24 protein-coding genes and 2 pseudogenes are annotated in these 26,633 nt (G+C 57.7%); 18 read left to right on the top strand and 8 right to left on the bottom strand.

Annotated elements, in window-relative coordinates; translation table 11 throughout:
- Positions 1 to 165: 165 nt before the first annotated feature.
- The 3 genes from HYI44_RS17650 (at position 166) to HYI44_RS17640 (ending at position 4,554) form a co-directional block, all read left to right on the top strand.
- The gene (locus HYI44_RS17650) at positions 166 to 1,899 is read left to right on the top strand and encodes a phosphoethanolamine transferase CptA (protein WP_225570070.1); all 1,734 of its coding nucleotides are present in this window, start codon (positions 166 to 168) and stop codon (positions 1,897 to 1,899) included.
- Positions 1,900 to 2,016: 117 nt separating this feature from the next.
- Positions 2,017 to 4,254 (top strand): TonB-dependent siderophore receptor, encoded by a 2,238-nt coding sequence (locus HYI44_RS17645; protein WP_225570069.1) that lies wholly within the window; start codon positions 2,017 to 2,019, stop codon positions 4,252 to 4,254.
- A 99-nt stretch (positions 4,255 to 4,353) separates the two neighbouring features.
- Complete coding sequence (locus HYI44_RS17640; RefSeq protein WP_045061113.1) at positions 4,354 to 4,554, top strand: hypothetical protein; 201 nt, start codon at positions 4,354 to 4,356, stop codon at positions 4,552 to 4,554.
- A gap of 55 nt (positions 4,555 to 4,609) precedes the next feature.
- Here the strand turns inward: HYI44_RS17640 and HYI44_RS17635 are convergent, their stop codons facing one another.
- The 3 genes from HYI44_RS17635 to zapE all read right to left on the bottom strand — a co-directional run bounded on the left by HYI44_RS17635 (position 4,610) and on the right by zapE (position 6,933).
- Entirely contained in the window at positions 4,610 to 5,101 is a 492-nt protein-coding gene (locus HYI44_RS17635) for a GNAT family N-acetyltransferase (RefSeq protein ID WP_225570068.1), read from the bottom strand.
- Between the two features lie 113 nt (positions 5,102 to 5,214).
- Positions 5,215 to 5,796, bottom strand: a complete 582-nt coding sequence (locus HYI44_RS17630) for a DinB family protein (protein WP_122840553.1) — start codon at positions 5,794 to 5,796, stop codon at positions 5,215 to 5,217.
- 18 nt (positions 5,797 to 5,814) lie between these two features.
- Positions 5,815 to 6,933 carry a cell division protein ZapE gene (zapE, locus tag HYI44_RS17625; protein WP_122840554.1) on the bottom strand — a complete coding sequence of 373 codons (1,119 nt, stop codon included), beginning with the start codon at positions 6,931 to 6,933 and terminating at the stop codon, positions 5,815 to 5,817.
- Positions 6,934 to 7,078: 145 nt separating this feature from the next.
- Between zapE and HYI44_RS17620 the strand changes: the two genes are divergently transcribed.
- Positions 7,079 to 8,131 carry an aldo/keto reductase gene (locus tag HYI44_RS17620; protein ID WP_201147902.1) on the top strand — a complete coding sequence of 351 codons (1,053 nt, stop codon included), beginning with the start codon at positions 7,079 to 7,081 and terminating at the stop codon, positions 8,129 to 8,131.
- Positions 8,132 to 8,221: 90 nt separating this feature from the next.
- Here HYI44_RS17620 and speB read toward each other — a convergent pair whose 3' ends face one another.
- A complete protein-coding gene (gene speB, locus HYI44_RS17615) occupies positions 8,222 to 9,181 on the bottom strand; it encodes an agmatinase (RefSeq protein ID WP_225570067.1) in 960 nt (319 codons plus the stop codon).
- Between the two features lie 108 nt (positions 9,182 to 9,289).
- Between speB and HYI44_RS17610 the strand changes: the two are divergent.
- The 4 genes and pseudogenes from HYI44_RS17610 to HYI44_RS17595 all read left to right on the top strand — a co-directional run.
- A pseudogene (locus tag HYI44_RS17610) lies at positions 9,290 to 10,192 on the top strand (LysR family transcriptional regulator).
- Between the two features lie 117 nt (positions 10,193 to 10,309).
- The gene (locus HYI44_RS17605; protein ID WP_122840558.1) at positions 10,310 to 11,782 is read left to right on the top strand and encodes a nucleobase:cation symporter-2 family protein; all 1,473 of its coding nucleotides are present in this window, start codon (positions 10,310 to 10,312) and stop codon (positions 11,780 to 11,782) included.
- Between the two features lie 57 nt (positions 11,783 to 11,839).
- Positions 11,840 to 12,313, top strand: a complete 474-nt coding sequence (locus tag HYI44_RS17600) for an LEA type 2 family protein (protein ID WP_225570066.1) — start codon at positions 11,840 to 11,842, stop codon at positions 12,311 to 12,313.
- Positions 12,314 to 12,337: 24 nt separating this feature from the next.
- A pseudogene (locus tag HYI44_RS17595) lies at positions 12,338 to 12,430 on the top strand (GNAT family N-acetyltransferase); the annotation flags it as partial.
- A gap of 56 nt (positions 12,431 to 12,486) precedes the next feature.
- Here the strand turns inward: HYI44_RS17595 and HYI44_RS17590 are convergent.
- Positions 12,487 to 13,692: a GGDEF domain-containing protein gene (locus HYI44_RS17590; RefSeq protein WP_225570065.1), complete on the bottom strand. Its 1,206-nt coding sequence runs from the start codon at positions 13,690 to 13,692 to the stop codon at positions 12,487 to 12,489.
- A gap of 308 nt (positions 13,693 to 14,000) precedes the next feature.
- Between HYI44_RS17590 and HYI44_RS17585 the strand changes: the two genes are divergently transcribed.
- Genes HYI44_RS17585 through HYI44_RS17575 form a run of 3 tightly spaced genes read left to right on the top strand, consistent with a single transcriptional unit; the run spans position 14,001 to position 17,030 of the window.
- Positions 14,001 to 15,143 (top strand): ABC transporter substrate-binding protein, encoded by a 1,143-nt coding sequence (locus tag HYI44_RS17585; RefSeq protein WP_225570064.1) that lies wholly within the window; start codon positions 14,001 to 14,003, stop codon positions 15,141 to 15,143.
- 13 nt (positions 15,144 to 15,156) lie between these two features.
- Entirely contained in the window at positions 15,157 to 16,233 is a 1,077-nt protein-coding gene (locus HYI44_RS17580; RefSeq protein WP_225570063.1) for a FecCD family ABC transporter permease, read from the top strand.
- Positions 16,230 to 17,030, top strand: a complete 801-nt coding sequence (locus tag HYI44_RS17575) for an ABC transporter ATP-binding protein (RefSeq protein WP_225570062.1) — start codon at positions 16,230 to 16,232, stop codon at positions 17,028 to 17,030. The genes HYI44_RS17580 and HYI44_RS17575 overlap by 4 nt, the downstream gene beginning before the upstream one ends.
- Positions 17,031 to 17,148: 118 nt before the next feature.
- On the opposite strand, the gene HYI44_RS17570 is transcribed toward HYI44_RS17575, so the two are convergent.
- Positions 17,149 to 18,243, bottom strand: a complete 1,095-nt coding sequence (locus HYI44_RS17570; RefSeq protein ID WP_225570061.1) for a GNAT family N-acetyltransferase/peptidase C39 family protein — start codon at positions 18,241 to 18,243, stop codon at positions 17,149 to 17,151.
- A 94-nt stretch (positions 18,244 to 18,337) separates the two neighbouring features.
- On the opposite strand from HYI44_RS17570, the gene HYI44_RS17565 reads away from it, so the two are divergent.
- The 5 genes from HYI44_RS17565 to HYI44_RS17545 all read left to right on the top strand — a co-directional run bounded on the left by HYI44_RS17565 (position 18,338) and on the right by HYI44_RS17545 (position 22,734).
- Complete coding sequence (locus HYI44_RS17565) at positions 18,338 to 19,918, top strand: RimK family protein (protein ID WP_225570060.1); 1,581 nt, start codon at positions 18,338 to 18,340, stop codon at positions 19,916 to 19,918.
- Between the two features lie 3 nt (positions 19,919 to 19,921).
- On the top strand, positions 19,922 to 20,833 hold the full coding sequence (locus HYI44_RS17560) for a magnesium transporter CorA family protein (protein WP_122840569.1): 912 nt from the start codon (positions 19,922 to 19,924) through the stop codon (positions 20,831 to 20,833).
- A 194-nt stretch (positions 20,834 to 21,027) separates the two neighbouring features.
- Positions 21,028 to 21,492: a thiol-disulfide oxidoreductase DCC family protein gene (locus HYI44_RS17555; protein WP_201147893.1), complete on the top strand. Its 465-nt coding sequence runs from the start codon at positions 21,028 to 21,030 to the stop codon at positions 21,490 to 21,492.
- Positions 21,493 to 21,582: 90 nt separating this feature from the next.
- Positions 21,583 to 22,143 (top strand): GTP cyclohydrolase I FolE, encoded by a 561-nt coding sequence (gene folE / locus HYI44_RS17550; RefSeq protein ID WP_122840571.1) that lies wholly within the window; start codon positions 21,583 to 21,585, stop codon positions 22,141 to 22,143.
- Between the two features lie 144 nt (positions 22,144 to 22,287).
- The gene (locus HYI44_RS17545; RefSeq protein ID WP_045058345.1) at positions 22,288 to 22,734 is read left to right on the top strand and encodes a PAS sensor domain-containing protein; all 447 of its coding nucleotides are present in this window, start codon (positions 22,288 to 22,290) and stop codon (positions 22,732 to 22,734) included.
- Between the two features lie 69 nt (positions 22,735 to 22,803).
- Here the strand turns inward: HYI44_RS17545 and HYI44_RS17540 are convergent, their stop codons facing one another.
- Complete coding sequence (locus HYI44_RS17540) at positions 22,804 to 23,790, bottom strand: aldo/keto reductase (RefSeq protein WP_122840572.1); 987 nt, start codon at positions 23,788 to 23,790, stop codon at positions 22,804 to 22,806.
- Positions 23,791 to 23,946: 156 nt separating this feature from the next.
- Between HYI44_RS17540 and HYI44_RS17535 the strand changes: the two genes are divergently transcribed.
- Positions 23,947 to 24,864, top strand: coding sequence for a LysR family transcriptional regulator (locus HYI44_RS17535; protein ID WP_225570059.1), 918 nt, complete (start codon positions 23,947 to 23,949; stop codon positions 24,862 to 24,864).
- A gap of 80 nt (positions 24,865 to 24,944) precedes the next feature.
- On the opposite strand, the gene HYI44_RS17530 is transcribed toward HYI44_RS17535, so the two are convergent.
- Complete coding sequence (locus HYI44_RS17530) at positions 24,945 to 25,844, bottom strand: LysR family transcriptional regulator (RefSeq protein WP_225570058.1); 900 nt, start codon at positions 25,842 to 25,844, stop codon at positions 24,945 to 24,947.
- 122 nt (positions 25,845 to 25,966) lie between these two features.
- Between HYI44_RS17530 and HYI44_RS17525 the strand changes: the two genes are divergently transcribed.
- Complete coding sequence (locus HYI44_RS17525; protein ID WP_225570057.1) at positions 25,967 to 26,581, top strand: NADPH-dependent F420 reductase; 615 nt, start codon at positions 25,967 to 25,969, stop codon at positions 26,579 to 26,581.
- Positions 26,582 to 26,633: the final 52 nt, after the last annotated feature.

The raw sequence follows: 26,633 nt of genomic DNA, 5'->3' as shown, positions 1-26,633 counted from the left end.
CGTTCACGCCCATAGCGGGCAAGCTGGCTCCTGCAACTCACAAACTTTTCACACCCGCTCATTGATACTCCTGCGCCATTGTGGCCGCTCGGTAGGCGTGCCGCGCCCGTTCGTCCACCAGTTTCCACTGGCGGCGGTCGACGATTATCTAGGCTGGAGCGCTGAATGGCTTTGTTCAAACGCAGCAACACGACTGCGAAAAGGTTCGACTGGGCCGGGCTTGCCTGGCTGTTTGTGTTCTTCTGGTACTTTTCCGGCATCACCCAACTGCTGATCCAGCTGACCGGCACCTCGGGTTTCACCGGCTTCCGCCAAGCCTTCATCATGAGCGCGGTCTGGCTCGCGCCCATGTTGCTCTTCCCCCGACAGACCCGTGTGCTGGCCGCCTGTATCGGTGTGGTGCTGTGGGCCTGCTCAATGGCCAGCCTGGGCTACTTCTTCATCTATCAGCAGGAGTTTTCCCAGAGCGTCATCTTCATCATGTTCGAATCGAACATCTCTGAAGCTGGCGAGTACATGACCCAGTATTTCGCCTGGTGGATGGTCGCGGCCTTTCTTGCCCACACGCTGTTTGCCTACTTCCTGTGGACCCGCTTGCGTCCGGTGTACCTGCCTCGCGGGCGGGCCTTCCTGGCAGCAACGGCCATCCTGGTGGCAGTGATCGGTTATCCGTTGGTCAAGCAGACCCTGCGTACCGGCAGCCTGGCCGAAGGCTTCGAGAAATTCGAAACCCGCATCGAACCTGCCGTGCCATGGCAGATGGCTGTGGCTTACCACCGCTACCTCGACACCCTCGCCGGCATGCAGGACATGCTGCACAGCGCGAGCAAGATCGCACCGCTGAAAAACCTTACCGACTCCGCAGCCAATCAGCCTGCGACCCTGGTACTGGTGATCGGCGAATCGACCAACCGCCAGCGCATGAGCCTGTATGGCTACCCGCGCAATACCACCCCTGAGCTGGACAAGCTCAAGGACCAGTTATCGGTCTTTGATAACGTCATCACCCCGCGCCCCTACACCATTGAAGCGCTGCAGCAGGTGCTGACATTCGCCGACGAAGATAACCCGGCGTTGTATCTGTCGACTCCGTCGCTGGTCAGCATGATGAAACAGGCCGGCTACAAGACCTTCTGGATCACCAACCAGCAGACCATGACCAAGCGCAACACCATGTTGACGACCTTCTCCGAGCAAGCCGACGAGCAGGTGTACCTTAACAACAACCGTAACCAGAACGCTGCCCAGTACGACGGCGATGTCATCGCGCCGTTCAACAAGGCCCTGGCCGACGCGGCACCGCGCAAGCTGATCGTGGTGCACCTGCTGGGCACGCACATGAGTTACCAGTACCGTTACCCCTCGACCTTCGACAAGTTCAAGGATCGCCAGGGTGTACCGGCCGGCGTACGTGACGATCAATTGCCGACCTACAACAGCTACGACAACGCGATCCTGTACAACGACTTCGTGGTCTCGAGCCTGATCAAGGATTACGCGAAGACGGACCCCAATGGCTTCCTGATGTACCTGTCCGACCATGGAGAAGACGTCTTCGACTCGCCGGGCCATAGCACCTTGGGCCGCAACGAGAGCAAGCCGACCGCGCCGATGTACACCATTCCGTTCATGGCCTGGGCCACGCCGAAATGGCGTGAGTCCCATGACTGGAACTTCGCTGGCGATCTGAGCCGCCCCTACAGCAGCTCGCACCTGATCCACACCTGGGCGGACATGGCGGGGCTGAATTTCGATGAGCTCGATCGCAGCAAGAGCCTGGTCAGCGACAGCTTCAAGCCGCGCCCATTGCTGATCGGCAATCCCTACGAAAAACAGCAGCGGCCGTTGATCGACTTCAGCCTGATGAAACCCAAAGCCGTGGAAGTCGTGCAGCATTAATGCTGCCAGGCACCCCGCAGCAAACAATATAATTATCGTTTATCACTAAATACTCGCCGCCCTCCTTCGTCTTTGAGCAAACGGAATTTTTCCCTCAACGACAAGGAGTCGGCTGCGATGTTCGCGCCTATTACCCGTTCCATGACTTTAACCCTGGGCCTGTGCAGCGTTGCACTGAGCCCGGACCTGCTTGCCGACAGCGAAATTGAAAAGGCTCCGGTCGCCGGCGCCCTCGAGCTGACCGCCACCAGTATCACCGCCCAGGGCTTGGGCAATAACACCGAAAACACCCAGTCCTACACCACCGGCGCCATGAGCAGCGCCACGCGCCTGAACCTGTCGATCAAGGAAACCCCACAGTCGGTTTCGGTGGTCACGCGCCAGCAAATGGACGACTTCAAACTCACTTCGCTGTCCGAAGCCATGCGCCAGACCACCGGCATTGTGGTGCAACACAACGACTCCGACAGGGTCAACTATTCCTCGCGCGGCTACTCGATCAACAACTTCCAGGTTGACGGGATGCTCAACACCTTCAGTTACATGAAGTCCGACTCCGACACCATCATCTACGACCGCATCGAAGTCGTGCGCGGCGCCACCGGCCTGACGACGGGCGCCGGGGATCCGTCCGCGACCATCAACATGGTGCGCAAACGCCCGACTGCGCAATGGCAGGCCAAGACCGGTGTCAGCGCCGGCAGCTATGACAATTACTACACCTACCTGGACGTTGGCGGGCCATTGGCCTTCGACGGGCGCCTGCGCGGCCGCAGCGTGCTGGCATACCGTGACAGCGACTCGTTCCGCGATAAATACCAGCAGCAACGGGAAGTCGGCTACGGCGTGCTCGAAGCTGATCTGACCGATGCCACCACCCTGGCGGTGGGTTACGACTACCAGAACAAACACGTACAGGGCACTTCGTGGGGCACCGTGCCTTACTGGAATGCCGACGGCAGCAAGGCCAACCTTGGCCGTTCGACCAACATGGCCACGTCCTGGAGTTCCTGGCCGATCAAGGACCAGACCGCCTTCGCCAACCTGGACCATCAATTGGGTGCAGGCTGGCACCTCAAGGCCGCCTACACCCACCGCGAGAGTGACACCGACGGCAAGATCTACTACGCCGGAGGCGGCTTCCCCGAGCCCGATCGCAGCGGCATGGTGGCCAACGTCAGTCACATGATCGGCACCCAGAAGATGAAAGCCTACGACTTCAATGTGTCCGGTCCCTACTCGCTGCTGGGACGCGAACATGAACTGATGATTGGTTATGGCGAAGCGCAGCGCAGCGACAAAAACCCATACACCGACGGTCCGATGGCTGATGACTACGCGATCGTGCCGGACTGGAAGTACATGGGCGATATCGACAAATTCTCCGACACGGTGACCAGCCTCACCGGGTCCACCAGCAGCACCGAGCAGAAAGCCGGTTACCTGGCCACACGCCTGAGCCTGACCGATGAGTTGCACGCCGTACTTGGCAGCCGCTATGGCAGCTGGAAATCGTCGAGCACCACCAATAGTTACGACGCCAATCAGGTGTTGAGCGCAGTGGACGATACCAGCCAGAAACACAACGACATGTGGACGCCTTACGCCGGGTTGCTCTACGACATCACACCCGAGTACACCGCCTACGTCAGCTACACCGACATTTTCAAGCCGCAAACCAATCGCGACGCCAACCGCAAGTACCTCGAACCGGTAGTGGGCAGCAACTATGAATTGGGACTCAAGGGTAGCCTGCTTCAGGAGCGCCTCAACCTGGCTACGGCGCTGTTCTGGAGCGATCAGGACAACGTCGCCGAGCTCGACGATTCGGTGCCACCGGATCCGGTCACTGGAGAGGAGTTCTACAAGGCCAATGGCAAGGGCACCAAGGTCCGGGGTTTCGAAGCCGAACTGTCCGGCGAGGTGATGGCCGACTGGAACATGACCGCCGGTTACACCTATACCCACTCGGTCAACGGCGAAAAGAACCGCACCAACACCACCGCGCCCCTGAACATGTTCCGCCTGTCCACGGCCTATCGGCTTCCAGGCAGCTGGCATGCGCTGACGGTGGGCGGCGCGCTTAACTGGCAAAGCGAGATCTACCGCGCCGCGAGTCGCCCGGTGGGGCGCAACGCTGCAGGCAATATCATCACCCAGCGCACCAACATCAGCCAGGACGCCTACACCCTGGTCAACCTGATGTCGCGCTACGAGTTCGACCAGCACCTGTCGGCGTCGCTCAACGTGAACAACCTGCTCGACAAGAAGTACTACGAGAACGTCGGCTTCTATAACGGCAACTACTGGGGCGACCCTCGTACCGTGACCCTGAGCCTGGACTGGAAGATTTAAAAGCAGTTAATTCCCAATTAACGGAATCGGCGGATAATGCCCTTTCAACATTGCTTCATGGAAGAAAGGGCACCCGAAACCTGTAGTGGGAGGCACACCATGAAATCTACAACCCTGATCCTCGCCAGTTTGATGATGCTGGGCACGACAGCCGCCTGGGCGGAAGGCGGCGCTGAACGCATGCGCTATTACTACGAGACCTTGCGATTGAGCCAGCAGGCGAATCAGCAACAGCCAGCGCCGCAAGTGCGGGTTCCGGACGATCAGACCGCACAAATGACGGAGCACTACAAACCATAACGAGCTCAAGGCTGTGGCGAGGGAGCAGGCTCCCCCGCCTCGCCTGGTTCAGGTGTTACAGCGCCTTGGTCCAGAACAGCATGCGACCGAGGGCCGGATCGAACATCCCGGCGGCAAATCCGAATTTGCCATAAGACGCCTGGGCAATGGCGTTACCCTCCAGTACCTCCAGGGTGATCTTGCAGCAGCCGCGCTGGCGGGCGATGTCCTCGACCTTTTGCAGCATCTTCTGACTCAACCCCAAACCGCGAAATTTCTTCACGACGGCGACATCGTGCACATTGACCAGCGGCTTGCAGGCAAACGTCGAAAAACCCTCAAAGCAATTGACCAGACCGGCCGGCTCGCCGTTGACGAAAGCCAGGACGCTGAAGGCGTGTGGCCGCTTCGCCAGTTCGCCCGCAAGGTTTTCCAATACATCGACCGGCAGCGAATGTCCGCCTCCCATCGGGTCTTCTGCATAGTGGTTCAATACCAGGCTGATGGCCTCGGCATGCAGCGCATTGGTGTAGCTGGCCTGAAGTACCAGAATTTCTGCGGATTCCATTTCCATCCTCGATCACACGTGAAGTAGCAGCCTCTGAATCTATCAAGCGCGATCGCAAATCAAAAGCAATGCGGCCAATGTTGCTCCCACAGCATTGGATATCAGCCTGCCGATCAATGCCCCCAGATCAATGCCTCGGTCCATCCGAGCTCGGCAAAATCCTCAGCCCGTAAGCTCGCCTCCCCCACGCAAAAAAACTCGTCCAGCTGCGGCGGCTGCACCGAGGTTGAGCTGAGCATTGCATGGACCTGCCCGCGATGGTGAATCTGATGCTCGAACAAGTGCGAGAGCATGCGCAATCGGCAATCATGCTGCGGCGTGTCACGGGCAATGGTCACGATCTTGCCCAGATCGCTATCGCGCATCTGCTCGCAATAAGCGATCAGCCGCCGGTCCACCAGCGCCTGCTCGCGCTGCAGATCGGCAGCCGTGGTACAGGGCTCATCCAGGCTGAAGAACACCTGGCAATCGGGATGCGGATCGTCACCGCGCAATTCGCGCTCCAGCGCGTCCACGTAGAACCAGTCGCAGGTCAGGATGTGGTTCAAGGTGGCTGTGAGACTGGGGAAGAAGCTGACCCGTGGTGCCGCCAATTCCTCAGGGGCCAAACGCCCCCATGCTTTGGCGAGCCGATGATTGGCCCAGGCGTTCTGATAAGCCATGGTCAGCAGATGATGCGACAGCGTGTGAGACATGGGTTCGCCTCCCGGTTGTCAGACCTCGGCAAAACGTTGCAGCTGCATTTCCTGCAAGCGACTGAGGGTGCGGCGGAACGGAAATTCCAGATATCCCTCAGTGTAGAGCTCGGCCATGGATACCTGGGCCTCAAGGTAGAGCGGCACCTTGCGATCGTAACATTCGTCGACCAGCGCGATGAATCGACGCACGCCGTCATCATGCACCGACAATTGAGGTAACTCGCGATCACCAGCGGCCACGCGCTCGACCCCGTCTTCGGTGCCCCGGGCAATGCGTCCGGTACGCTTTTGCGCGCTGAGGTTTGGCACTTCACTTAACAGGATAGCCTTGAAGGTGTCGCACAGGACCATGAAGTCCATCGCGGCGAAGGGTTGCTCGCACAGGTCGGCGTAACGACACCACAGCACGCTTTTGCTGGCCTGTACCACGGGCAGCGACCGGTGACCGACCGCGATCGGCTCGCTGGAGACCGACTGGCCGAGGGTCAGCGTCCGGAACACCTCGTGCAAGGCACTGGGCTGCCCGGGCTCTGCGACCCAGTAGCGCTGCAACCCGGTGCCCGGATGCAGGCGATGGTCTTCAGCGCCGTCCACTGCGATGACCTGCATGTGCTGTTTGATCGCCTCGATGGCGGGTACGAACCGGTCGCGGTTGAAACCGTCGGCATACAGTTGGTCAGGGGGCAGATTGGAAGTGCACACCACAACCACGCCCTGCTCGAACATTACCTGGAACAACCGCCCGAGGATGATCGCATCGCCAATGTCATTGACGAACAGCTCGTCGAAGCACAGCACCCGAACTTCTTCGGCGAGTTCCCGGGCCAGGCTTTTAAGCGGGTCTGCGGTACCGGTCAGCTGAAATGACCGCTGGTGCACCCAGCCCATGAAATGATGGAAATGCTGGCGCCGGGCTGGGACTCGCAGGCTTTGATAGAACTGATCCATCAGCCAGGTCTTGCCTCGCCCAACGGGGCCCCACAGATAGACCCCGGTCACGCCCGGACGCCCCTCGTGCAGGGCCTCGTAGCATTTCTGCAGGGCCCACACGGCATGTTCCTGGGCTTCGTCCTGGACGAAACCTTTCTGTTCGATGGCCTGCTGCCAGGCGCTTAACGGCGAGTCGATGGTCATGCGCGGCAGTATGCCATGAGCGCTTGGGCGCTAGCCGTCAGCCAGTGGAAAAATACCTTGACGAGCAATATTACGTGCGTAATATTACCCGAATATCGCACGACATTCATGTCAAGCCGCACCGCTCGCTACAGGAGTCACCGCCATGCACTACAAAGTATTCGGCCGTAAAACCGGCTTGCGTGTTTCGGAGCTGGCCTTGGGGGCCGGCAATTTTGGCACGGGTTGGGGGCACGGCGCGGAGCGCGACGAGGCCATGCGCATTTTCGACGGCTATCTGGAAGCCGGCGGCAACTTCATCGACACCGCCAATGGTTATCAGGCCGGACAGTCTGAGAGCATGCTCAGTGAGTTCATCGCGCCGGAGCGCGATAGGCTGGTCATCGCCAGCAAATACACCTTGGGTACCACTCCGGCAGACGGCATTTCACACACGGGTAACAATCGCAAGAATATGGTCCGGGCTGTCGAGGAGAGCCTGACCCGCCTCAAGACCGATCGTCTTGACCTGTTCTGGGCGCACATGAGCGACGGCGTCACGCCAATGGAGGAGATTCTGCGAGGTTTTGACGACCTGGTGCGTGCCGGCAAGATTCACTACGCGGGGCTGTCGAATTTCCCGGCGTGGCGCATTGCCCGGGCCGATCTGCTGGCCGAGGTTCGCGGGTTTGCGCCGATTATCGCACTCCAGGTCGAATACAGCCTGGCTGAACGCAGCGCCGAACGTGAGCAGCTGCCAATGGCCGAGGCCCTGGGCCTCGCCGCGACCTTGTGGTCGCCCCTGGGTGGCGGGTTCCTCACGGGCAAGTACCGCAATAGCGACGGGGATAACCGCGCAGCCAAGTTGGGCATGCTGATCCACGCGGAAAAAGGCGCCCGCGAGACCGCCCTGCTCGATACGCTGCTCGCCGTAGCCGGGGAACTGGCTGCCAGCCCGACCCATGTAGCGATCGCATGGCTGCGGGAAAAAGCCCGGCAGTCGACGACCGCGTTGATTCCGATCCTGGGTTCGCGTACCCGTGAACAGCTGGACTCGACCCTGGGGGCGTTGGCGGTGGAATTGGATGCCGGGCAAATGGCGCGGCTGGATGAAGTGAGCGACGTGCCCAAGGGCGTGCCGCATGAAACCCTGGCGGGCTCCTTTTCACGCTTCAGCGGCGACCGGATCCTGGACCTGCCGAAGATTCCGGTCGCCTGACCAAATCACTGTTTGACCGGCTTGCTCGCGAAGCGCTGGTGAATGCACTATCGCCATCGCGGGCAAGCCTTGCTCCTGCGGGGTATTGTTTCACCGGTCGACCTTGTGTCTGGCCGCATACAGGCAAAGCATTTCCATCGCCAAAGTCGCTGCTGCCAGGGAAGTGATCTCGGCGCTGTCGTAGGCCGGAGCAACTTCCACCACGTCCATGCCCACCAGATTGATGCCGCGCAAACCACCCAGGATTTCCAGCGCCTGTACCGTGCTCAAGCCTCCGCATACGGGGGTTCCGGTGCCGGGGGCGAATGCCGGATCCAGGCAGTCGATATCGAACGTCAGGTACACCGGATTATCCCCCACCCGGGCGCGGATGGCCTCGACGATCGACTCGCAGCCGCGTCGATGCACCTGGCGTGCATCGAGTATCGCAAAGCCCATGGCATCGTCATTGGTCGTGCGCAAGCCGATCTGCACAGAGCGCGACGGTTCCACCAGGCCTTCGCGGGCGGCGTGCCAGAACATCGTGCCATGGTCGACCCGCTTGCCCGCCTCGTCCGGCCAGGTATCGCTGTGGGCGTCGAAATGGATCAGCGACAGCGCCCCATGTTTACGCGCATGGGCCTTGAGCAGTGGATAGGTGACGAAATGATCGCCACCAAAGGTCAGCATCGCGCTGCCGGCCGCAAGGATATGTTCGGCGTGAGCCTCGATGCTGTGGGGTATCGAGTGCGGCGCGCCATAGTCGAACGCGCAATCACCGAAATCGACCACCGCCAGGTGGTCGAACGGATCGAACGTCCACGGCCAGTGGCGCTCCCAGGCGATCCCGGCCGACGCTGCACGAATGCCCCGTGGACCGAAACGCGCACCGGGACGGTTGCTGGTTGCGGTATCGAACGGCACGCCGCTGACTGCCACGTCGACTCCGCGCAGGTCGCGGCTGTAGCGCCGACGCATGAAACTGGTGATGCCGGCGTAGGTGCTTTCCGCCGCAGTACCGTAGAGGCTGTCGCGGGTCATGGCTTGATCGTTCAGCATTGGGGCGTCCATCGCGTATTCCTTGTTTTGACGTCTACGGAGTGACGCCACGATGCGCGGTCGGATACATTGGCAAAATACCAACTTTGTTATCCTGGCATTATCACGGAGTAATGTTTGATGCTTGGCCAACTTCACGATCTGGACCTGCAGCTACTGCGTCTGTTCGTACGCGTAGTCGAGTGCGGTGGTTTCAGTGCCGCCCAAGGCGAACTTGGCTTGAGCCAGTCGAGCATTAGCCAGCAGATGGCCAAGCTCGAAACCCGGCTCGGCTACCGGTTATGCAGCCGTGGCAAAGGCGGGTTCAACGTCACGCCCAAGGGCGCGGAACTGCTCGGTGCGATCCGCACGCTGTTCGAGTCCATCGAAACGTTCCGCCATCAATCCAATGGCGTGGCCGGGCGCTTGATCGGTGAAGTGCGAGTCGGGTTGTCCGAAGCCCTCGATCAAGCGGTGCTGCAACGGGTGGCCGAGGCGATACGGCGCTTTCGCCAGCGCGACGAGTCGGTGCGCATCGAACTGATCAGCGCGATGCCCGGCGAAATGGAAAGGCTGCTGTTGCAACAACGCCTGGATCTAGCCATCGGCTATTTCTCCCTGGCGCAGCACGCGTTTGACTACCGTGAACTGTTCAGGGAGAGCCAGCAGCTGTACTGCGCCCCGGGCCACCCACTGTTCAGCACCAACGCGCCGCTCGCCCAAACGCTGCAGGCCAGTGATCGCGTGGACCACCCCTACCGCTTCCTGCGCCGCGACGAACCCTTTTAAGGGACCCCTTGTTCGGCGCGGTCGGAGCAAGTGGAAGGTACGCTCGCGTTCATTCTGTCGGGCCGGCATATCGGTTATCTACCCTGCCACTACGCCCGAAGCTGGGAGGAAAAAGGCTTGTTACGCGCGGTACAGCATGATGGAACCCGTTTCGAAGTGGCATTCCAGCTCGCCCGCCATCGCGCCCAGTCGCCAGGGGATGCGCAAAAGGCGTTCGAAGAAGATCTGCTGGCCGCTTTCAAACCCGGTACTTGAGGTTTCTCGCACCGCCGCAGCAGGATTTCTGTAACCCTTGGTTACTGTTTTCCCAGCTTTCTGGCATCCTGCGCCTCCATTTTCTGACCCGGCCCGCCTTTTGGCACGCATATCACCATGACCGCCTCCGAAAAAGCCCCTGCTGCGCGCAACAACGATCTGATCTACGGCCTCAACGATCGCCCTCATCTCACCGCCACCGTCTTCGCCGCCTTGCAGCACGTTCTGGCGAGTTTTGTCGGCATTATCACCCCCACCCTGATCATGGGCAGCGCCTTGGGCCTGCAAAGCGAAGTGCCCTACCTGATCAGTATGGCGCTGTTCGTTTCCGGGCTCGGCACGTTCGTCCAGGCGCGACGCTTCGGGCCGATCGGTTCCGGGTTGTTGTGCCTGCAAGGCACCAGTTTCTCGTTCATCAGCGTGATTCTCAGCGCTGGTTTCATGGTCAAGGCCCGTGGCGGCGGCACCGATGAGATCCTTTCGACGATCTTCGGCGTGTGCTTTTTTGCCGCCTTCATCGAAGTGGTTTTGAGCCAGTTCATCGGCAAACTGCGGATGCTGATCACCCCGGTGGTCACCGGCACCATCATCACGCTCATGGGGCTGTCGCTGATCAAGGTGGCGATGACCGATATCGCTGGCGGCTTCGGCGCCACCGACCTGGGCGGCGCCCACCACCTGGCGCTCGCCGCTCTGGTGCTGGGCACCATCATCGTGCTGAACCGGGTCGACGTGCCATTCCTGCGTCTGGGGGCCATCGTCATCGGCCTGACCCTTGGCTATTTCGTGGCCTGGATGATGGGTGACGTCAGTTTCTCGAACATGCCCGACGTGCCTCTGATGAGCGTGCCGGTGCCGTTCAAATATGGTTTCAATTTCGACTGGGTCGCGTTCGTCCCGGTGGCGGTGATCTTCCTCGTGTCGCCGCTGGAAGCGGCCGGTGACCTCACGGCCAACTCGATGATTTCCCGGCAACCGGTCAAAGGCCCGGTGTACATCCGGCGAATCAAGTCCGGCCTGCTTGCCGATGGCCTCAACTCGGCCATGGCCGCAGTGTTCAACAGCATGCCCATGGTGACCTTCGCCCAGAACAACGGGGTGATTCAGCTCACTGGCGTGGCCAGCCGCTATGTCGCGTTTTTCATTGCCGGCCTCCTGGTAGTGCTCGGATTGTTCCCGATGATCGGCGCGGTGTTGCAGTTAATGCCCAAGCCAGTACTCGGCGGCGCTGAGTTGGTGATGTTCGGAACCGTGGCGGTGGCCGGTATCAAGATCCTCGCCGAGGCTGGCCTGCACCGGCGCAATATGTTGATCGTGGCGATTTCCCTGGGCATGGGCCTGGGCGTCGCGGCCGTCCCCGAAGTGTTGCGCGAGCTGCCCCTGGCGCTGCACAACATCTTCGAATCGCCGATCACTGTCGGCGCGTTGTGCGCTATCGTGCTGAACATCTTCCTGCCGGAAGAATTCATCGAGCTGGAAGAAGACGATTTCGACCCGGAAGCCTCGATCCTCCAGGTCATGGAAAACCCCGATGTTGCGGCCAGGGGTGAACCGGCAACCGTTGCGGCGGTCGCACAGTTGAACCGCTGACACGGCTTGAGGGCTGCGTCGGCAGCGGTTCAGCCCTTTACTTGAAGAGAGCCTGTCATGCGCAGTATCCACGCCGTTATCCTGTCCTTGCTGATGCTCTCCCTGAGCGCCTGCGCGCTCTTTCCCAATCGCGACCCGGTCAATATCAACGTGGTCGGCATCGAACCCCTGCAGGGCCAGGACATGGAGGTGCGGTTTGCGCTGAAGATCCGTGTGCAGAACCCCAATGAGACCCCCATTGATTACAATGGCGTGGCCCTGGACCTCGAGGTCAACGGCCAGCCGCTCGCCTCGGGAGTCAGCGATCAGTCGGGCTCGATCCCGCGCTTTTCGGAAACCGTGCTGACGGTTCCGGTCAGCGTTTCGGCGTTCTCGGTGTTGCGCCAGACCCTGGGACTGAGCCAGACGCAGACCCTCAACAATCTGCCTTACGTACTGCGTGGAAAACTCGCCGCAGGCTTGTTCGGCACCATGCGGTTCGTCGACAGTGGCAAGCTCCGTTTGCCAGGGACGACGTCCGGCACCTGGTAACGTTCACTCAGGAGCTCGATTAACATGGATGCCGCACCCACGCTGTACACCGACCGTATGATTTTGCGTCCCCTGGAATTGGCCGATGCCGCTGGCATCCAGCAGCAGTTCGTGCATTGAGAGGTCGGTGCGCCGCTGATCTTTTTGTATTTATAGAAGCGTCGCACGTGGAATCACGACGATTCTGTCGTTTGTGGAATCTCACTGAACGGCGCAGCACTGCGCAGGCGACAAGGCTGCGCCAGTCGCAACGTATTGCGCCCCAAGCCCTTAGCCTCATAAAGCGCCGCATCCGCCCAGGCAAGCAGGCTGGCGGTGGTATCGCCGTCATCTGGCATCACAGAGCAAACACCGATACTGATGCGCACCGCAATACTTGCGTCACCGAACTGCGCAGGTGTCTCGGCCAAAGAGGCACGCAGTTGATCAAGCACAGCCACCGCTCCTTCGGGGCTCGTACCAGGCAGCAGCACCAGGAATTCTTCGCCTCCATAACGACCAATACTGTCGGAATGACGAAGACGCTTGGTCAGATGGTTAACGCAGTGGCAAATCACTTCATCACCCGCCAGATGACCATGGACGTCATTGATCTGTTTGAAGTGGTCTATATCGACCATGGCCACAGCAAGATAAGCATTCTCTCGGCGTGAACGTTCCATGTCTGTGGAAAACTGCTCAAGGATAGCTCGACGATTGAGAATGCCTGTCAGAACGTCCCGCAGCGCCATTTGCTGGAGTAATGACTCACTGCGCTCCTTGGACAGCAGCACAAGCCCGAGAGAGATCATCATCGCGGTAAACGTACCGATACTGACCGAGATAGTCTGCTTGAGGTTGCTGACATCGTAGCGCATCTCGGCAGCCCCCCCGCCTAGCACAGCCACCACCCGCATGCCCAGGCCAATCAGGCTGATACTCGCCCCAATGATCAACAGCATCCGTGCACGGCCCTGAGCGGGAATGTAGCGGCGAGTCCAGTAGATGATCAATGCGCACTGCACCATCAACACTCCAGTGGCAGCGAGCATTCTCGGCTCCAGGGTCTCGATCAGGCTTGCCATCAACGTCAGCATCAGTACAGCCGGTGCGAAAACCCGCCACCAAGCCACTGGCAACTCGATAATCCGGAACAGGCTGGCACCATAGAAGGCCAGCGCCACCGCGAGTAATGTATTGGCGGCACCGTAGGTCAACCATAATGGGGCATGACCGTAGAAGGTGTAGCCAACGTAGGCCAAGGCGTGGGCCAATAAACCAAAGCCAATGGTGAGCAGACCGTCACGCTGATTGAACTGGCCGACCAGAATCAGACAAAACGCCATGATCGTCGCGACTAACGCGACACAGGCAAAAAGCGTGGGGGTATGGGCAATCATGGAGTCTCACAAGACGCTGCTGGAAATAGCTCTGATCGTGAGTTTAGCTGAGATGGCCGACTGCCAGTATCTGTTTGTCGGACGACGGTGGTCAGCGAGGACGGGCTCAGATGTCGCCAAGGGAGGCTAGGCTGGCGAAAAGTCTTCGAGCACAGGTTTCCAAACCGCATCCATCAAAACAGGCTGCATGAAACATTCTTAATACACGAATGAGATTTATTCCCATAGCCTTGCCGGGCGTTTTTTGAATTACCCCGTATGAACACCTACGAAAAGCGCACCCTCCTTCAGCGGCTACGGATTTCCTCATGCAGCACCTCGTGCGCTTCATCTCAAGCGTTGGTTTAATGCTGGCAGGTCAGACCTTTGCATACGCAACGACCTACCCTGTCACCGTCACTGATGTTGCCAATCGCCAAGTAGAAATCCTTCAAGAACCCAAGCGCATCGTCCTTCAGGATGGTCGAGACCTGTTTACGCTGGCCCTGCTTGACCGTCAGGATCCGTTCCAGAGAATTGTGGCCTGGAATAACATCGTCAAGCGCGCAGACCCCAACACCTGGGAAGTGTTTGAGCATCAGTGGCCAGCGTCAGCTAACCGGGCAACCGACATGAAGTTCGGCGACGAGGGCGATCTCAATTTAGAGGCCATCGTGGCTGCGCGTCCCGACTTGCTGGTGTTTCAGACCCGTGCTCGGGCATCTCTGGAGAATGCCGGCGTTGCGTCGAAACTGGCAGCGCTGAAGATCCCGGTAATATTTGTCGACAGCGACCTCGATCCGGTGACCAACAGCCAGAAGACCGTCGAACTGCTCGGGAGAGTTCTTAACCGCGAAAATGAGGCCCGGGCCTACCTGGATTTCTACCGAAGCCGTCTTACGAGTATCGATCAAATCATCAAGCAACATTCACATAGGCCAGTCGTATTCGTAGAAGCGAAAGCAGGACAAAGTGGTGCCTCGGCATGCTGCTTCACTCATGGCGATGTGTACTGGGGTAAGCTGGTCGAAGCCGCCGGCGGACAAAATCTCGGCTCAAGCTTACTGCCGGGCGCGACCGGTGACGTGACACTTGAAACAGTGCTCGGCAAACAGCCAGACGTCTACGTGATGACCGGTTCGCAGTTTCCTGGTTACACCTCAGTTGCGCCTGGGTTCGGCTTCGGCGACAGCGTGAAACAACCCATGATCGATCGCTCTATGAGCCTGTTGCAGGAGCGTCCAGGTTTTGCTCAGTTGAAAGCCAGCCAGAACGGGCGGGTGTTTGGTATCTATCACCAGTTTTATGCGAGCTCCTGGAACATCCTCGGGCTCGAGTATCTGAATCAGGCGTTCTATCCCGACAGTGCTAAACGCATCGACACGAGCAACAGCCTGTCAGCCCTGTTCGCACTCACCGGATTGAAAACCGTACCCGCCATCCTTTACTCGCGCGCACCTGCCAATGATTGAGTACCGATCGGCCATGACGATGCCAACCGACCTTGCGGCGCCCTCCTCGCAGGTTCGCTACACAATCACCATATGGCGACGCAGTGCACTGCTGATGATTCTGCTGGCATTCGCTGTCATGGCGTTCGTTGCCGATCTGATTGTTGGTTCGGGCACACTGACGTTCAATGAAGCGGTATCAGGACTGCTTAATCCTTCCAGTGTGGATACCAGCGTACGTGTAATCCTTTGGGAACTGCGGATGCCGATGACGCTGATGGCCGTGCTGGCTGGCACTTGCTTATCGCTGGCCGGGTTGATGATGCAGACTGTACTGGACAATCCGCTCGCAGAGCCCTTCACGCTAGGCATTTCGTCCGCTGCCGGTTTTGGTGCGTCGCTGGCACTGGCGTTCAATATGTCGCTCGGCCACGCGTTGCCAGGCTTCGGGGCCGACCTGGTCGTCACCGCCAACGCCTTCCTCTTTTCGTTGCTGACGGTCGGGATCATCCTTGTGTTGTCGCGCGGCCACGTTGGCCTGCAAGCCATCACATTGCTCGGCATCGCCGTGCACTTTGTGTTCAGTTCACTGCTGGGCCTGGTCCAGTATGTGGCGAGCACCGATCAGCTACAAAGCATCGTGTTCTGGCTGATGGGCTCGCTTCAGCACGCCACCTGGAACAAAGTCACTCTGTGCGCGGTGATCGCAGGGGTGGCCATCCCGCTCTCGCTGGCACAAGCCTGGGCTTTGACCGCGCTGCGCAGCTTCGGTGAACAGGCCGTGTTGTTCGGCATTCCAGTGCGTCGGTTGCGCACAACCATGCTGTTGCTGGCCGCACTGTTGGCCGGTGCGGTCACCTCGGTGGTTGGCGTGATCGGCTTTGTGGGCTTGGTGGCGCCTCACATGGCGAAGCTGCTGGTGGGTGAAGATCAACGCTTCACCATCGGTGTAACGATCGCCTGCGGGATTATCTTCGTAACCCTGGCTTCACTCGCCAGCAAACTCATCGTGCCTGGCGCCGTGCTACCCATTGGCATGGTGACCTCACTGATCGGTTTGCCGTTTTTCATCATCCTCATTTTGCGCGACCGGAGGCTGACGTCCCGATGAGTTTTTGCACCAGCAACTACCGGGTCACACTACGCGGAAGGCCCATCCTCAAGGGATTGGACATGGAAGTTTCAGGCGGCCGCACACTCGCTTTACTAGGCGCTAACGGCGCTGGTAAATCGACCTTCATGAAAGGCCTGTGTGGCTTGGTACCGGCGCAGGGTTCGGCCACCATCAACGGCACCCCGCTAATGGATGCTTCCCCTGCCCGCCGCGCTCAACTGATTGGCTATGTCGCGCAAGACCTCGCCAGTCTCGACGTTAGATTGTCCACCTATGAGTTACTCCTGCTGGCTCAACAAGGCACTACACGAGGCTGGAGGACGAGTCAGAATGCTCGACGAAAGGCCGCTGAAATGCTCGAACTGCTGGGCCTGCAACGTTTCTCCGAGCATCAGCCAGGGCAACTGTCTGGAGGCGAGCGGCAGATGATATCCCTAGCCTTGGCCCTTGTTCGCAGTCCCCGGTTATTGCTACTGGACGAGCCGACTTCTGCGCTGGATCTGGCCAATCAGTTACAGATACTTGATGCTGTCAGCAGCTATACGCGCAAACATAACATCGTCACGCTGGCGATTTTCCACGACATGAATTTGGCCAGTCGCTATGCCGACGACACAATGATGCTGCACCAGGGCCATGTGCATTGCAGCGGTTCGACAGGCGCCACGTTGACACCGGAAAACCTTGCGCACGTCTATGGCGTCGATTGCCGCGCATTGAGTGTCGACGCGGGGACATTCACCGCGATCTATCCAGTATCTGTACTGACGCCTGAACAACGAGCAGCCCATTAAATTCAGATTACCGTTTGCTAGCCAAAGACCCCGCGCAGCATGGAGGGTGCGAGTGATGTCTTCAAACAACAATCACCCGGCCAGCAAAACGCTACCGTTTCACCCGACGAGCCCCCCTTTAACGTGCTCGCAGCATGACGGCAGCCCGTACTCGGCGAGAGCCAAACGTGCTCATGCGCACAAACTCTTCGTGACTCACTGGCAGGTGCTGGCAATCGATGCTCTGACGGTGGCGGCTGTGATCCACATCCGGATCGTGCAGATACACAAACTCGTCGTCGCACCCTGTTATCAGTACCCAATGAGGGGCCTTCAACCGGGTGAATCGGTAGTTACTGATCAGTACCACTGGTTTGAATCCAGCCACAAGTGCTGCGCGGATATCAAAATTGGAAGCCTGCTCCTGCATGACGCCCGCTTGCGCCAAATCCTCAGCAAAGCTGTCTTCTACCAGCTTCATGATGGCCTTTTTTTCCGGACTGCGTACGCCCTCCAGAAACAGCGAGCCAAGTTGGCTAACCACCAGACGCACCTCAAAACCGCGCCGACAGGCAGCTAAAGCCAAGCCCTGAGGACTGCAGCCACCGTGTCCTGCGGTCATGAAGATGGTGGTCGCCTCGCGCCAGAGCTGAATTTCCTCCTTGCGACTCATTGGCCGGCTCGTCTCGATGGCAGCCATAGCCATCAGCAGACAGGCCGCGCCGCATGTGAATTCGGTGGTCTGTTGGTAATAGGGTACTTGACGTGTCGGCGACGGAGCTTGATGGAGAATACGCTTCTCGTAACGCAGCGCTTCGGCATGATCTTCGTAGTAGTCCTCCACGACTGCGAAGCGCTGGTATCCATTGGCCTCATACAGGCTGATGGCAGGGGGATTATCGGCTCTGACCTCCAAACGCAACCATGCGCAGTTCCGGGAAAGCGCACGCGTTTGTGCCTCTTCCAGCAGCCTCTGGCCGAGGCCATGGCCTCGCCATGCCTGACTGACAGCGATTGAATACAGGCGTGCGAGTGATGTGCCACGATGAAAGAGCAAAAGGGCATATCCCGCCAGTTCTTCCTGGCATTCGGCGACAATCAAACAACTATTGGCACGGCTGACCATCCAATGAAAATTGCGCTGGCTCAACCGATCAAGCGTAAAACACTCCTGTTCCAACGCGACCAATTCGTCGATATCGTCCGTCGCTGCAACGCGAAAGTTAAAAAGCATGGTGGCACCGTAATGTTTGAGTAACGAACCGGGACAGACCCGGATGTCCGTGATTTATTGAAGCGGCGTGTTCTTCAATAGGGATCGATTACTCATGTCAGCGGTGCAAACCAACGTGAACGAAGTATTGGACAAATCGGAACGTTCCACAATATCTCTCGTCGAGGAGCCTCCCAGCACGGGGCGTTCAGGCAGCCAGTTGCTGATCCTCGTCGAACGCAAGGAAGACTGGGCCAGCTACCTCCCCAGTGAAAGCCTGATGCTTGCCCAGGATTACCTTGAGCACAGCGACGACCTCCCAGGTCGCACGCAAGTGATCAACCTCTGCCGCAACTACAAGTACCTGGGCCAAGGCTACTACTGCTCTTTGCTTGCCGAAGCGCGCGGGCACAAGGTATTCCCGTCGGTGCGCATCATCAGCGAGCTGTCGCGCAAGGCGCTGTACGGGGTGGGTCTGGATGATCTTGAGCGCACCCTGGAGCGGGCGCTGGCCAACCATCCTTATGGCAATACCGAAGCCTTTACCCTGTCATTGTATTTTGGCAAAGCCACCATTGAGTCATTGCAAGAGATTGGCCGTCAGCTTTTTGAGGCGTTCCCCTGCCCTATTTTGCTGGTGGAATTTCGCCGTGGTGAGACGTGGCAGATCGCCGGAATAAAACCCGGCGCATTGCACAAACTGCGTGATGAGCAACAGCATGTTTTTGCCAACGCCCTGGATGCCTTCAATCGGCGCACATGGCGACAACCGGCGTCCAAGCGGATGGCTCGATACGACCTGGCAATATTGCAAGATCCCGCCGAGGCGCTGCCACCTTCCAATTCATTGGCGCTGGAGCGATTTATTGAAACCGGCAAACAGCTTGGCATCGATGTCGAACTTATCGAGAAAAAAGACTATGCGCGCCTGGCAGAATTCGACGCGTTGTTCATTCGCGAGACTACCCGCGTAGACGACCACACCTACCGTTTTGCCAAAAGAGCCGAGAGTGAAGGCCTGGTGGTCATCGATGATCCATCTTCCATCCTTCGTTGCACCAACAAGGTGTACCTGACTGACCTGCTCAAGCGACGCGGCCTGGGAATGCCAGCGACGGAAATCCTCTACAAGGATCGACCTCAGGAACTGGAGCAGGCAGGCCGTCGGTTGGGCTTTCCTCTTGTACTGAAAATTCCCGACGGCTGCTTCTCGCGGGGTGTCATCAAAGTCGCCGATGCGCAGGCGCTGTCGTCGGCAGCACAGGAATTGTTCGAGCATTCAGTGCTGCTGCTCGCTCAGGAATACTGCTACACGGAGTATGACTGGCGCGTAGGCGTACTTAACGGCGAAGCCCTTTATGCCTGTCAATACTTCATGTCCAAGGGGCATTGGCAAATCTACAACCACAAAGCCGTGCCTGGTGAAATAAACGGCATGTGCAAGGCCGTCCCGATCGAGCAAGCGCCGCCAGAGGTTGTGCAACTTGCAGTCGACACCGCACGGCTGATCGGCAACGGCCTTTATGGCGTCGACCTTAAACAAGCCGGTGACCGGGTGTTGGTGATTGAAGTCAACGACAACCCTAACCTGGATGCAGGAACCGAAGACGCCGTTTTAGGCGATGAGCTGTATCGGCGGGTGCTTCAAGCATTTATCCAGAGGCTGGAACTCAAACATCGCGGCCAGGCGTGGTAAGCGATGATCGAAGCCTACAGCATTCAGGAAGGTAACCTGTGCCAGGCGCCCGACGATCAAGCCAGCGTCTGGCTGTGCGTCGCACCGGATGCCGGCGAGCAGTTGCTGCTCCGGGAACGATTGGGGATCGGCGCCCAGGCGCTGGAGTCATCCCTGGACCCGGACGAAGTAGCGCGAATCGAGATCAAGCCAGACCATCTGTTCCTGATCTGGAAGCGACCGGAGAGCTTCGATGGCCGAGCGTTCAATGTGTCGTCGTTCGGAGTGGTGTTGAGCGAGCAGAGGTTGGTGGTGATCTGCGCGAGCAACTCACTTCTAGCAGGTTTGGAGAGCGACTCAGCGCTGAGCGGCCCTCTGGATGTGCTGATGGCGCTGCTGGCTGAAAGCGTGCATCACTATTTGGGCCACCTGCGTGTTGTCAAGCAGATGGCCCGCGAGGTACAGCAACAAGTCAGCCGCACAATGGATAACCAGCAACTGGTGCAGATGTACAACTTGAGCGAAAGCCTTGTGTACTACGTGAACGCCATTCAGAGCAATGGCGCGGTACTCGCCCTGCTTCGAAGCCATGGCCAGCGCCACGGGTTCGGCCCAAGTCAGCTGGACTCGCTCAACGATCTGATTATCGAGAACGAGCAGAGCTATCAACAGGCAAAGATCCACGCCAAGGTGTTTGCGAATCTGATCGAGGCACGTGGCAATCTGGCGAACAATGGCATGAACCTGGCGCTGCGCAACCTGACCCTGATAAACGTGGTTTTCCTGCCACTCAACCTGATCGCAAGCATTGGCGGCATGTCGGAGTTCAGCATGATGACCGCCGCCATACCTTGGTGGGTGTCGTTCCCCTGTTTGGTTGTTGGCATGGCTTCGATAGGCGGCGGCATGGCCGCTGCACTGCGGCGAGTGGCTTGACGAGCCACGCTTGAAGTTGGACCGAGCAGGACTATGCCGCCCGCCGCTCGTAGCGCTGTTGCTGCGCTTATGATCTCTACTTTGAACGCTGCCCGGCGGGCGGGCGGACCAATTTCACGGCAAAGGAATGCCCACGATTGTCAGTTCGTTTTTTTAAGCTTATCTTGTACAAAACCTATACAAGATAACCATCAATGTACAATAAAGAGCATTGGCCACTGACGCTGTACTTCGACGGTACATGCCCGCTGTGCGCGCGCGAAATCAAGATCCTGCAGCGACACGCCGTAGAGAGTCGACTGCTGTTTGTAGACATCAGCAGTGATGCATTCGACGCCAGGACACTCGGGTTCACGCTCGAGCAAATGCAGTCCTCGCTGCATGCCCGTTTTGCCGATGGCCGCTGGTTAACCGGACTGGACGCCACTCTATGGAGCTGGCGAGCCGCCGGCCTGGGGTTCTGGGCAACGCCACTGACATGGCGTGCAATTCGCCCTCTGCTCGCCGTGGGTTATCGCCTCTTCTGCCGATTACGCCCCCATTTGGCCTGGTTGCCTCATCCGGATGGTCGCCGTCGATGCGTCGACAGCTCTTGCACAATGCCGGCATCAAAACCCGAACCCGACGAGCATCTCACCTGCAAAATTAAGCAGCCCTAGAATGCTTCGCTCAGGTTCTTCCCCAGCCCGAACGCCCCTAAGCCAAGGATGGCCGTCACATGAACCGCAGCATGGCTGCGAGGAATAGAAATGAACCCATCATTAGCCGAGCACTACCGTGAAATTCTCGTCAGCGTCGGCGAGAACCCTGAGCGTGAAGGATTGCTGGACACGCCCAAACGCGCAGCCAAGGCAATGCAATACCTGTGTAACGGCTACACGATGAGCCTTGAAGAAGTGATCAATGGTGCACTGTTCGAATCGCTAAACGATGAAATGGTCATCGTGCGTGATATCGAACTGTATTCACTGTGTGAGCATCACATGCTGCCCTTCATCGGCAAGGCTCACGTCGCATACATCCCCACCGGAAGGGTACTGGGGCTGTCGAAGGTTGCACGAGTGGTTGATATGTTTGCCCGCCGCTTGCAGATTCAGGAAAACCTCACAAAACAAATTGCCGACGCCATTCAGCACATCACCGATGCCGCCGGCGTGGCTGTGGTCATAGAGGCCAAGCACATGTGCATGATGATGCGAGGCGTTGAGAAGCAAAACTCGGTGATGACCTCATCAGTGATGCTGGGCGCCTTTCGCGAGTCGTCCGCTACGCGCCACGAGTTCCTGCAACTGATCGGGCGACCAGCTTGACACCAAAAGGTCGCGCCTGTCCGCGCATACCTTTCTTGCTGGCGGCGCCTTGGTCAGTCATGGGAATGCTGTCGAATTGTGTCGAAAGCATTTTGAAACCCCAAGTTGTCCTAAAATGATGTGACATTCACTGGGGCTCAGAAAATGATCAATGCAGAACTGCTGCAACTGATGGTTGAAGCATCCAACGATGGCATCGTGGTAGCAGAGCAGGAAGGCGACGAGAACATACTGATCTACGCCAACCCCGCCTTCCAGCGCCTGACGGGCTACGGTGTTGACGACATCCTTTACCAGGACTGTCGCTTTCTTCAGGGCAATGACCGCGACCAAAGCGGCCTGGCTACAATCCGGGAGGCAATAAAGAACTTTCACCCCTGCCGGCAAATCATCCGCAACTATCGCAAGGATGGCAGCGCTTTCTGGAACGAACTGTCGATTACCCCTGTGTTTAACGACGCAGATCAACTGACGTACTTCATCGGTATCCAGAAGGACGTCAGCGTTGAGGTTGAGGCTCGCGAGCGAGTCCGTGAACTTGAAAGTGAAGTGGCGCGGTTAAAGGAACAATTGGCGCAATTGCGACGCTAAGCCTGACTGCGTCTAATGAATTGATGCCCGCTGCTCCTTTCAAGACCAATGACGTTTGAAGTCAATGAATTACCATTGGTGGTGCACATGAGAGGAGATTTTCGATTCATACAGGTCACGAACCGCTTGCATCGACTCGTCAGAAATGGGCGCCAAGTCACTCGAATCACTATTTGCTTTGGCTTGCTGTGGATTCTTGGCCCCCGGGATGACAGTCGTCACCCCGGACTCCATCAAAATCCAGCGCAATGCAAATTGCGCCATTGTGACGCCCTGCGGCACTAAGGGCCGAAGTCGCTCGACGGCTTCCAGCGCTACATCAAAGGGTACGCCGGCGAAGGTTTCCCCTTTATCGAACGCCTCGCCATTTCGATTGAACAAGCGATGATCATCCGCAGCGAAAGTAGTAGCATTGGTCATTTTTCCACTTAGCAAGCCGGAAGCCAAAGGCACGCGAACGATAACCCCAACTCCACGTTTTTTAGCCTCGTGCATGAAAAGAGAAGCGGGCCGCTGACGGAAGATGTTGTAGATCATCTGAACCGAAACGACACCAGGGTATTCGATAGCCTTCAACGCCTCTTCGACCTTTTCCACCGAAACACCGTAGTGACGTATTTTCCCCGCGGTGATCATGTCCTCCATTACCTGAAAGACATCGGGTTGATAGTAAATTTCGGTAGGTGGGCAATGAAGTTGAACAAGGTCGAGACAATCTGTTTGCAGATTTCGGAGGGAGCGGTCTACGAAATCGTTCAGATTCGCTCGCGTGTAGCCTTCAGCCACATGAGGATTTAACCTCCTTCCAGCTTTCGTCGCGATAAAGGGCCGATCCCCGCCTCGCTCTTTCATCACATCTGCAATGATGCGCTCTGATCGTCCGTCACCGTAGACGTCTGCGGTATCGATGAACGTCGTGCCTTGATCCAATGCCGCGTGAAGTGCCGCTTTGGCATCGGACTCGGAAACCTCACCCCAGGCTCCACCGATGGCCCATGCACCAAATCCAATTTCTGAGACTTTTCTGCCCGTGCGTCCAATGACTCGGTGATGCATATCTGATTCCTCTTCTCTTAGCCCTGCATGACGCCACTGGCGGATATTCCCAATCACGCGGTCGTTTGGCGATGCCATCGGCTCGTTGACGGGGTGGTGATAATCGCACAGGCTAAACTGAAATCAGTTCATCCAGTCAGTGAAGCCGAATCATCTATGACTCAGAAAAATCGCATCGATTTCGCAGACCTGAAAGTTTTCCTGTCCATCGTCCGATGGGGAAGTTTCAAATCAGCAGCTAAAGAATTGGGCCTGACTCCTTCGGCTTTGAGCCATGCCATACGGCGGCTCGAAGACCGCTTGGGCGCAAAATTACTGAACAGGACAAGTCGAGCCGTATCGCCCACTTTTTTGGGGCTGGATTTAGCGGAGCGTCTGGAAGATGGCTTCAACAAGATCGGCGCCGCGCTTGAAACGTTTGAAGCGCCAGGCGTCGGCAATCTGGGTGAGATTCGTCTCAATGTATTTGCAGATGCTGCCGATCTGCTGATCGCACCAGCACTCCCTGAATTCGTCCGACGCTGCCCAGGCGTGCGTCTAACGGTAGTGGTCGATAACAGGCCTATTGATATTGTGGCCGAGGGATACGACGCGGGTATACGCTACGGTCATCATGTTCCGAAAGATATGGTCGCATTGCCGTTGAGCGGGCCTCAGCGCTGGGTTTTGGTGGCCTCGCCAGGCTACGTCGAGCAACACGGAGCGCCAATGACCATAGAAGATCTGGAGCATCACACCTGTCTTCAACTACTTTTGGGAGATAACTCGAGCTTTCGCTGGGAGCTGCAGGTTGAGGGTGAGCGCAGGAAAATTCGTGTTCCAGGATTGGTGACCATCAATGATACAGCCACAACTATCTCTGCCGCTAAAGCAGGCGTGGGCATCGCCTATGTGCTTGAAGCACGAATAACACCGGAATTAAAGTCTGGAACACTGAGATTGATACTTCCCCAGCACGCATCCGCGGAAGATCCATTCCATATATATTACGGTAGTCGTAAATATAATCACCCAGCACTGCATATACTGATCAACATTATAAGAGAACAGCAATCCCTTCCAAACCTGATGTAGGCAATTTTTCACACGTCTGCAGCGTGCTGAGTTCTTCTCCTGTCGAACTCACAAAATCATCTTTAATCGAAGCGGAAACGCTAGCCAATCGGACTGATTTTTATCCGATCTATCAACCACCGCCCGGCTGGGCCGGGCAATGTGCTGGTTGCATGAACCGCAGAAATATCGATCTTTACACCGTCTCTGGGGACAGTCTCGACATCCAGCATCACCAGCGTTCCGTCCGCCAGATCTTGCTCGATCATGTGCAACGGCATACTGCCCCACCCCACACCATCTTTCAGAAAAGCGTACTTGGTTGAAAGATCGGCCAAACGCCAAGTCAGTGGCGATATCACGCCATAATCTTGTCCTGCCAACATTTCCGAGCGATCGGTTAACACCAACTGAATGTGCGTGGAAAGTTCGCGCCTGGAGATTTTGCCACTGAGTCGTGACAACGGATGATCGATGGCAGCGACCATGACCAGGGAAAATTCGCCAATGCGCTCGCTGGACAGTGTGGGAAAATTTATGGGCAACGATGCAAGGATGCCAAGGCTGCAACGGCCGTCCAGTATCGGCTGATAGCCGGCACCGAGGCCCTCTACGAAAATCTTCAAGCGGGTCAAAGGGAAGCGCTCGGCAAACTCTTTGACGACGGCTGTGATCGCTGAGGTGGGGAAAAACACGTCCACGACCACAGACAATTCCGGCTCAAGGCCGGACGCCATGAGTTTGGCCCGCGCTTTCAAAATATCCACGCCGGAAACAATATTGCGCGCATCTATAAGCAACAGTGCCCCTTGCGGCGTCAGCTTGGGGAAACGTCCCGAGCGGTCGAAAAGCACCACGCCGATTTGATCCTCCAGACTGCCGACCCAGCCACTGACAGCCGACTGCACTCTGTTGAGTTTTCTGGCGGCGGCCGAAAAACTCCCTTCATCCACCGCAGCGATGAAGGTTCTTAGCTGATCAAGCGATACGCCGTCGAGCATTTTTCCTCCGGCCCATCTCTAAAAGAGATACATCGTATCTCAATATACCGTCTTTTAAGATTCAACTAACAAGGTCATCTTGTCCGTGAGCTTTTCATTCACACGACCCTGGTGACTTCATCATGCAAATCCTCCACCTCGATTCGAGCATGACTTACTCCATCATTGGTTCCGGCAAAGTGGGCAGCGCCCTCGCCCGCCAGTTCGCCCGAAGCGGCATCCCGGTCGGGATTGCCAACACAAGAGGTCCACTCAGCCTTGCAGCCCTCACCCACGAGCTGGGCGACAGCATCGTTGCGCAGCCCCTCGAACAGGCCTTGAGCGCGGACATTGTGATTCTGGCCATCCCTTTCAGCGCTCATCGGGACATCGGTCGGAAGATGACTTGCTGGAACGACAAGATCGTCATCGATGCGATGAATACATATGGAGTGCCGCCCCAGGAACTCGGTGATCGAGCATCAACCGACGTTGTCGCCACCTCATTCGTGGGAGCCCGGGTAGTCAAAACCTTCAATCAGCTTCCTGCCGCACGATTAGCCGAACACCCTACGCAGGATGGAGGGCGCAGAGTGATGTTTGTTTGGAGCCGAGATCAAGATGCCAACATTATCGTTACCGAACTGGTCGATCAGTTGGGCTTCGCCCCGATATCGCTTGGTACGATCGATGAAGGAGGAAAACTGTTAGGGCTAGGCGGCGCGCTCATCCTTCAAAATATCGTCAAATATCAATAATCGGACAGCTGAGTGACCCTCTTTGGCGATGGCTGCGCAGTAGCAAAAAAAT

This window comes from Pseudomonas sp. Y24-6, from assembly GCF_020295325.1.
In the GTDB taxonomy this organism is placed as follows: domain Bacteria; phylum Pseudomonadota; class Gammaproteobacteria; order Pseudomonadales; family Pseudomonadaceae; genus Aquipseudomonas; species Aquipseudomonas gregormendelii.
Note: the sequence above shows the minus strand (reverse complement) of the source record. Positions and strands in the feature narration are given on the sequence as shown.

What these genes read in the sequence shown, in the direction of transcription:
- HYI44_RS17555 (WP_201147893.1), top strand. Translation starts at nt 21,028, where the DNA reads ATGTACAATAAAGAGCATTGGCCACTGACGCTGTACTTCGACGGTACA.
- HYI44_RS17580 (WP_225570063.1), top strand. Translation starts at nt 15,157, where the DNA reads ATGACGATGCCAACCGACCTTGCGGCGCCCTCCTCGCAGGTTCGCTAC.
- HYI44_RS17620 (WP_201147902.1), top strand. Translation starts at nt 7,079, where the DNA reads ATGCACTACAAAGTATTCGGCCGTAAAACCGGCTTGCGTGTTTCGGAG.
- speB (WP_225570067.1), bottom strand. Translation starts at nt 9,181, where the DNA reads ATGGACGCCCCAATGCTGAACGATCAAGCCATGACCCGCGACAGCCTC.
- HYI44_RS17635 (WP_225570068.1), bottom strand. Translation starts at nt 5,101, where the DNA reads ATGGAATCCGCAGAAATTCTGGTACTTCAGGCCAGCTACACCAATGCG.
- HYI44_RS17535 (WP_225570059.1), top strand. Translation starts at nt 23,947, where the DNA reads ATGACTCAGAAAAATCGCATCGATTTCGCAGACCTGAAAGTTTTCCTG.
- HYI44_RS17560 (WP_122840569.1), top strand. Translation starts at nt 19,922, where the DNA reads ATGATCGAAGCCTACAGCATTCAGGAAGGTAACCTGTGCCAGGCGCCC.
- HYI44_RS17650 (WP_225570070.1), top strand. Translation starts at nt 166, where the DNA reads ATGGCTTTGTTCAAACGCAGCAACACGACTGCGAAAAGGTTCGACTGG.
- HYI44_RS17565 (WP_225570060.1), top strand. Translation starts at nt 18,338, where the DNA reads ATGTCAGCGGTGCAAACCAACGTGAACGAAGTATTGGACAAATCGGAA.
- HYI44_RS17585 (WP_225570064.1), top strand. Translation starts at nt 14,001, where the DNA reads ATGCAGCACCTCGTGCGCTTCATCTCAAGCGTTGGTTTAATGCTGGCA.
- HYI44_RS17605 (WP_122840558.1), top strand. Translation starts at nt 10,310, where the DNA reads ATGACCGCCTCCGAAAAAGCCCCTGCTGCGCGCAACAACGATCTGATC.
- HYI44_RS17590 (WP_225570065.1), bottom strand. Translation starts at nt 13,692, where the DNA reads ATGATTGCCCATACCCCCACGCTTTTTGCCTGTGTCGCGTTAGTCGCG.
- zapE (WP_122840554.1), bottom strand. Translation starts at nt 6,933, where the DNA reads ATGACCATCGACTCGCCGTTAAGCGCCTGGCAGCAGGCCATCGAACAG.
- HYI44_RS17640 (WP_045061113.1), top strand. Translation starts at nt 4,354, where the DNA reads ATGAAATCTACAACCCTGATCCTCGCCAGTTTGATGATGCTGGGCACG.
- HYI44_RS17600 (WP_225570066.1), top strand. Translation starts at nt 11,840, where the DNA reads ATGCGCAGTATCCACGCCGTTATCCTGTCCTTGCTGATGCTCTCCCTG.
- folE (WP_122840571.1), top strand. Translation starts at nt 21,583, where the DNA reads ATGAACCCATCATTAGCCGAGCACTACCGTGAAATTCTCGTCAGCGTC.
- HYI44_RS17525 (WP_225570057.1), top strand. Translation starts at nt 25,967, where the DNA reads ATGCAAATCCTCCACCTCGATTCGAGCATGACTTACTCCATCATTGGT.
- HYI44_RS17545 (WP_045058345.1), top strand. Translation starts at nt 22,288, where the DNA reads ATGATCAATGCAGAACTGCTGCAACTGATGGTTGAAGCATCCAACGAT.
- HYI44_RS17530 (WP_225570058.1), bottom strand. Translation starts at nt 25,844, where the DNA reads ATGCTCGACGGCGTATCGCTTGATCAGCTAAGAACCTTCATCGCTGCG.
- HYI44_RS17575 (WP_225570062.1), top strand. Translation starts at nt 16,230, where the DNA reads ATGAGTTTTTGCACCAGCAACTACCGGGTCACACTACGCGGAAGGCCC.
- HYI44_RS17540 (WP_122840572.1), bottom strand. Translation starts at nt 23,790, where the DNA reads ATGCATCACCGAGTCATTGGACGCACGGGCAGAAAAGTCTCAGAAATT.
- HYI44_RS17570 (WP_225570061.1), bottom strand. Translation starts at nt 18,243, where the DNA reads ATGCTTTTTAACTTTCGCGTTGCAGCGACGGACGATATCGACGAATTG.
- HYI44_RS17645 (WP_225570069.1), top strand. Translation starts at nt 2,017, where the DNA reads ATGTTCGCGCCTATTACCCGTTCCATGACTTTAACCCTGGGCCTGTGC.
- HYI44_RS17630 (WP_122840553.1), bottom strand. Translation starts at nt 5,796, where the DNA reads ATGTCTCACACGCTGTCGCATCATCTGCTGACCATGGCTTATCAGAAC.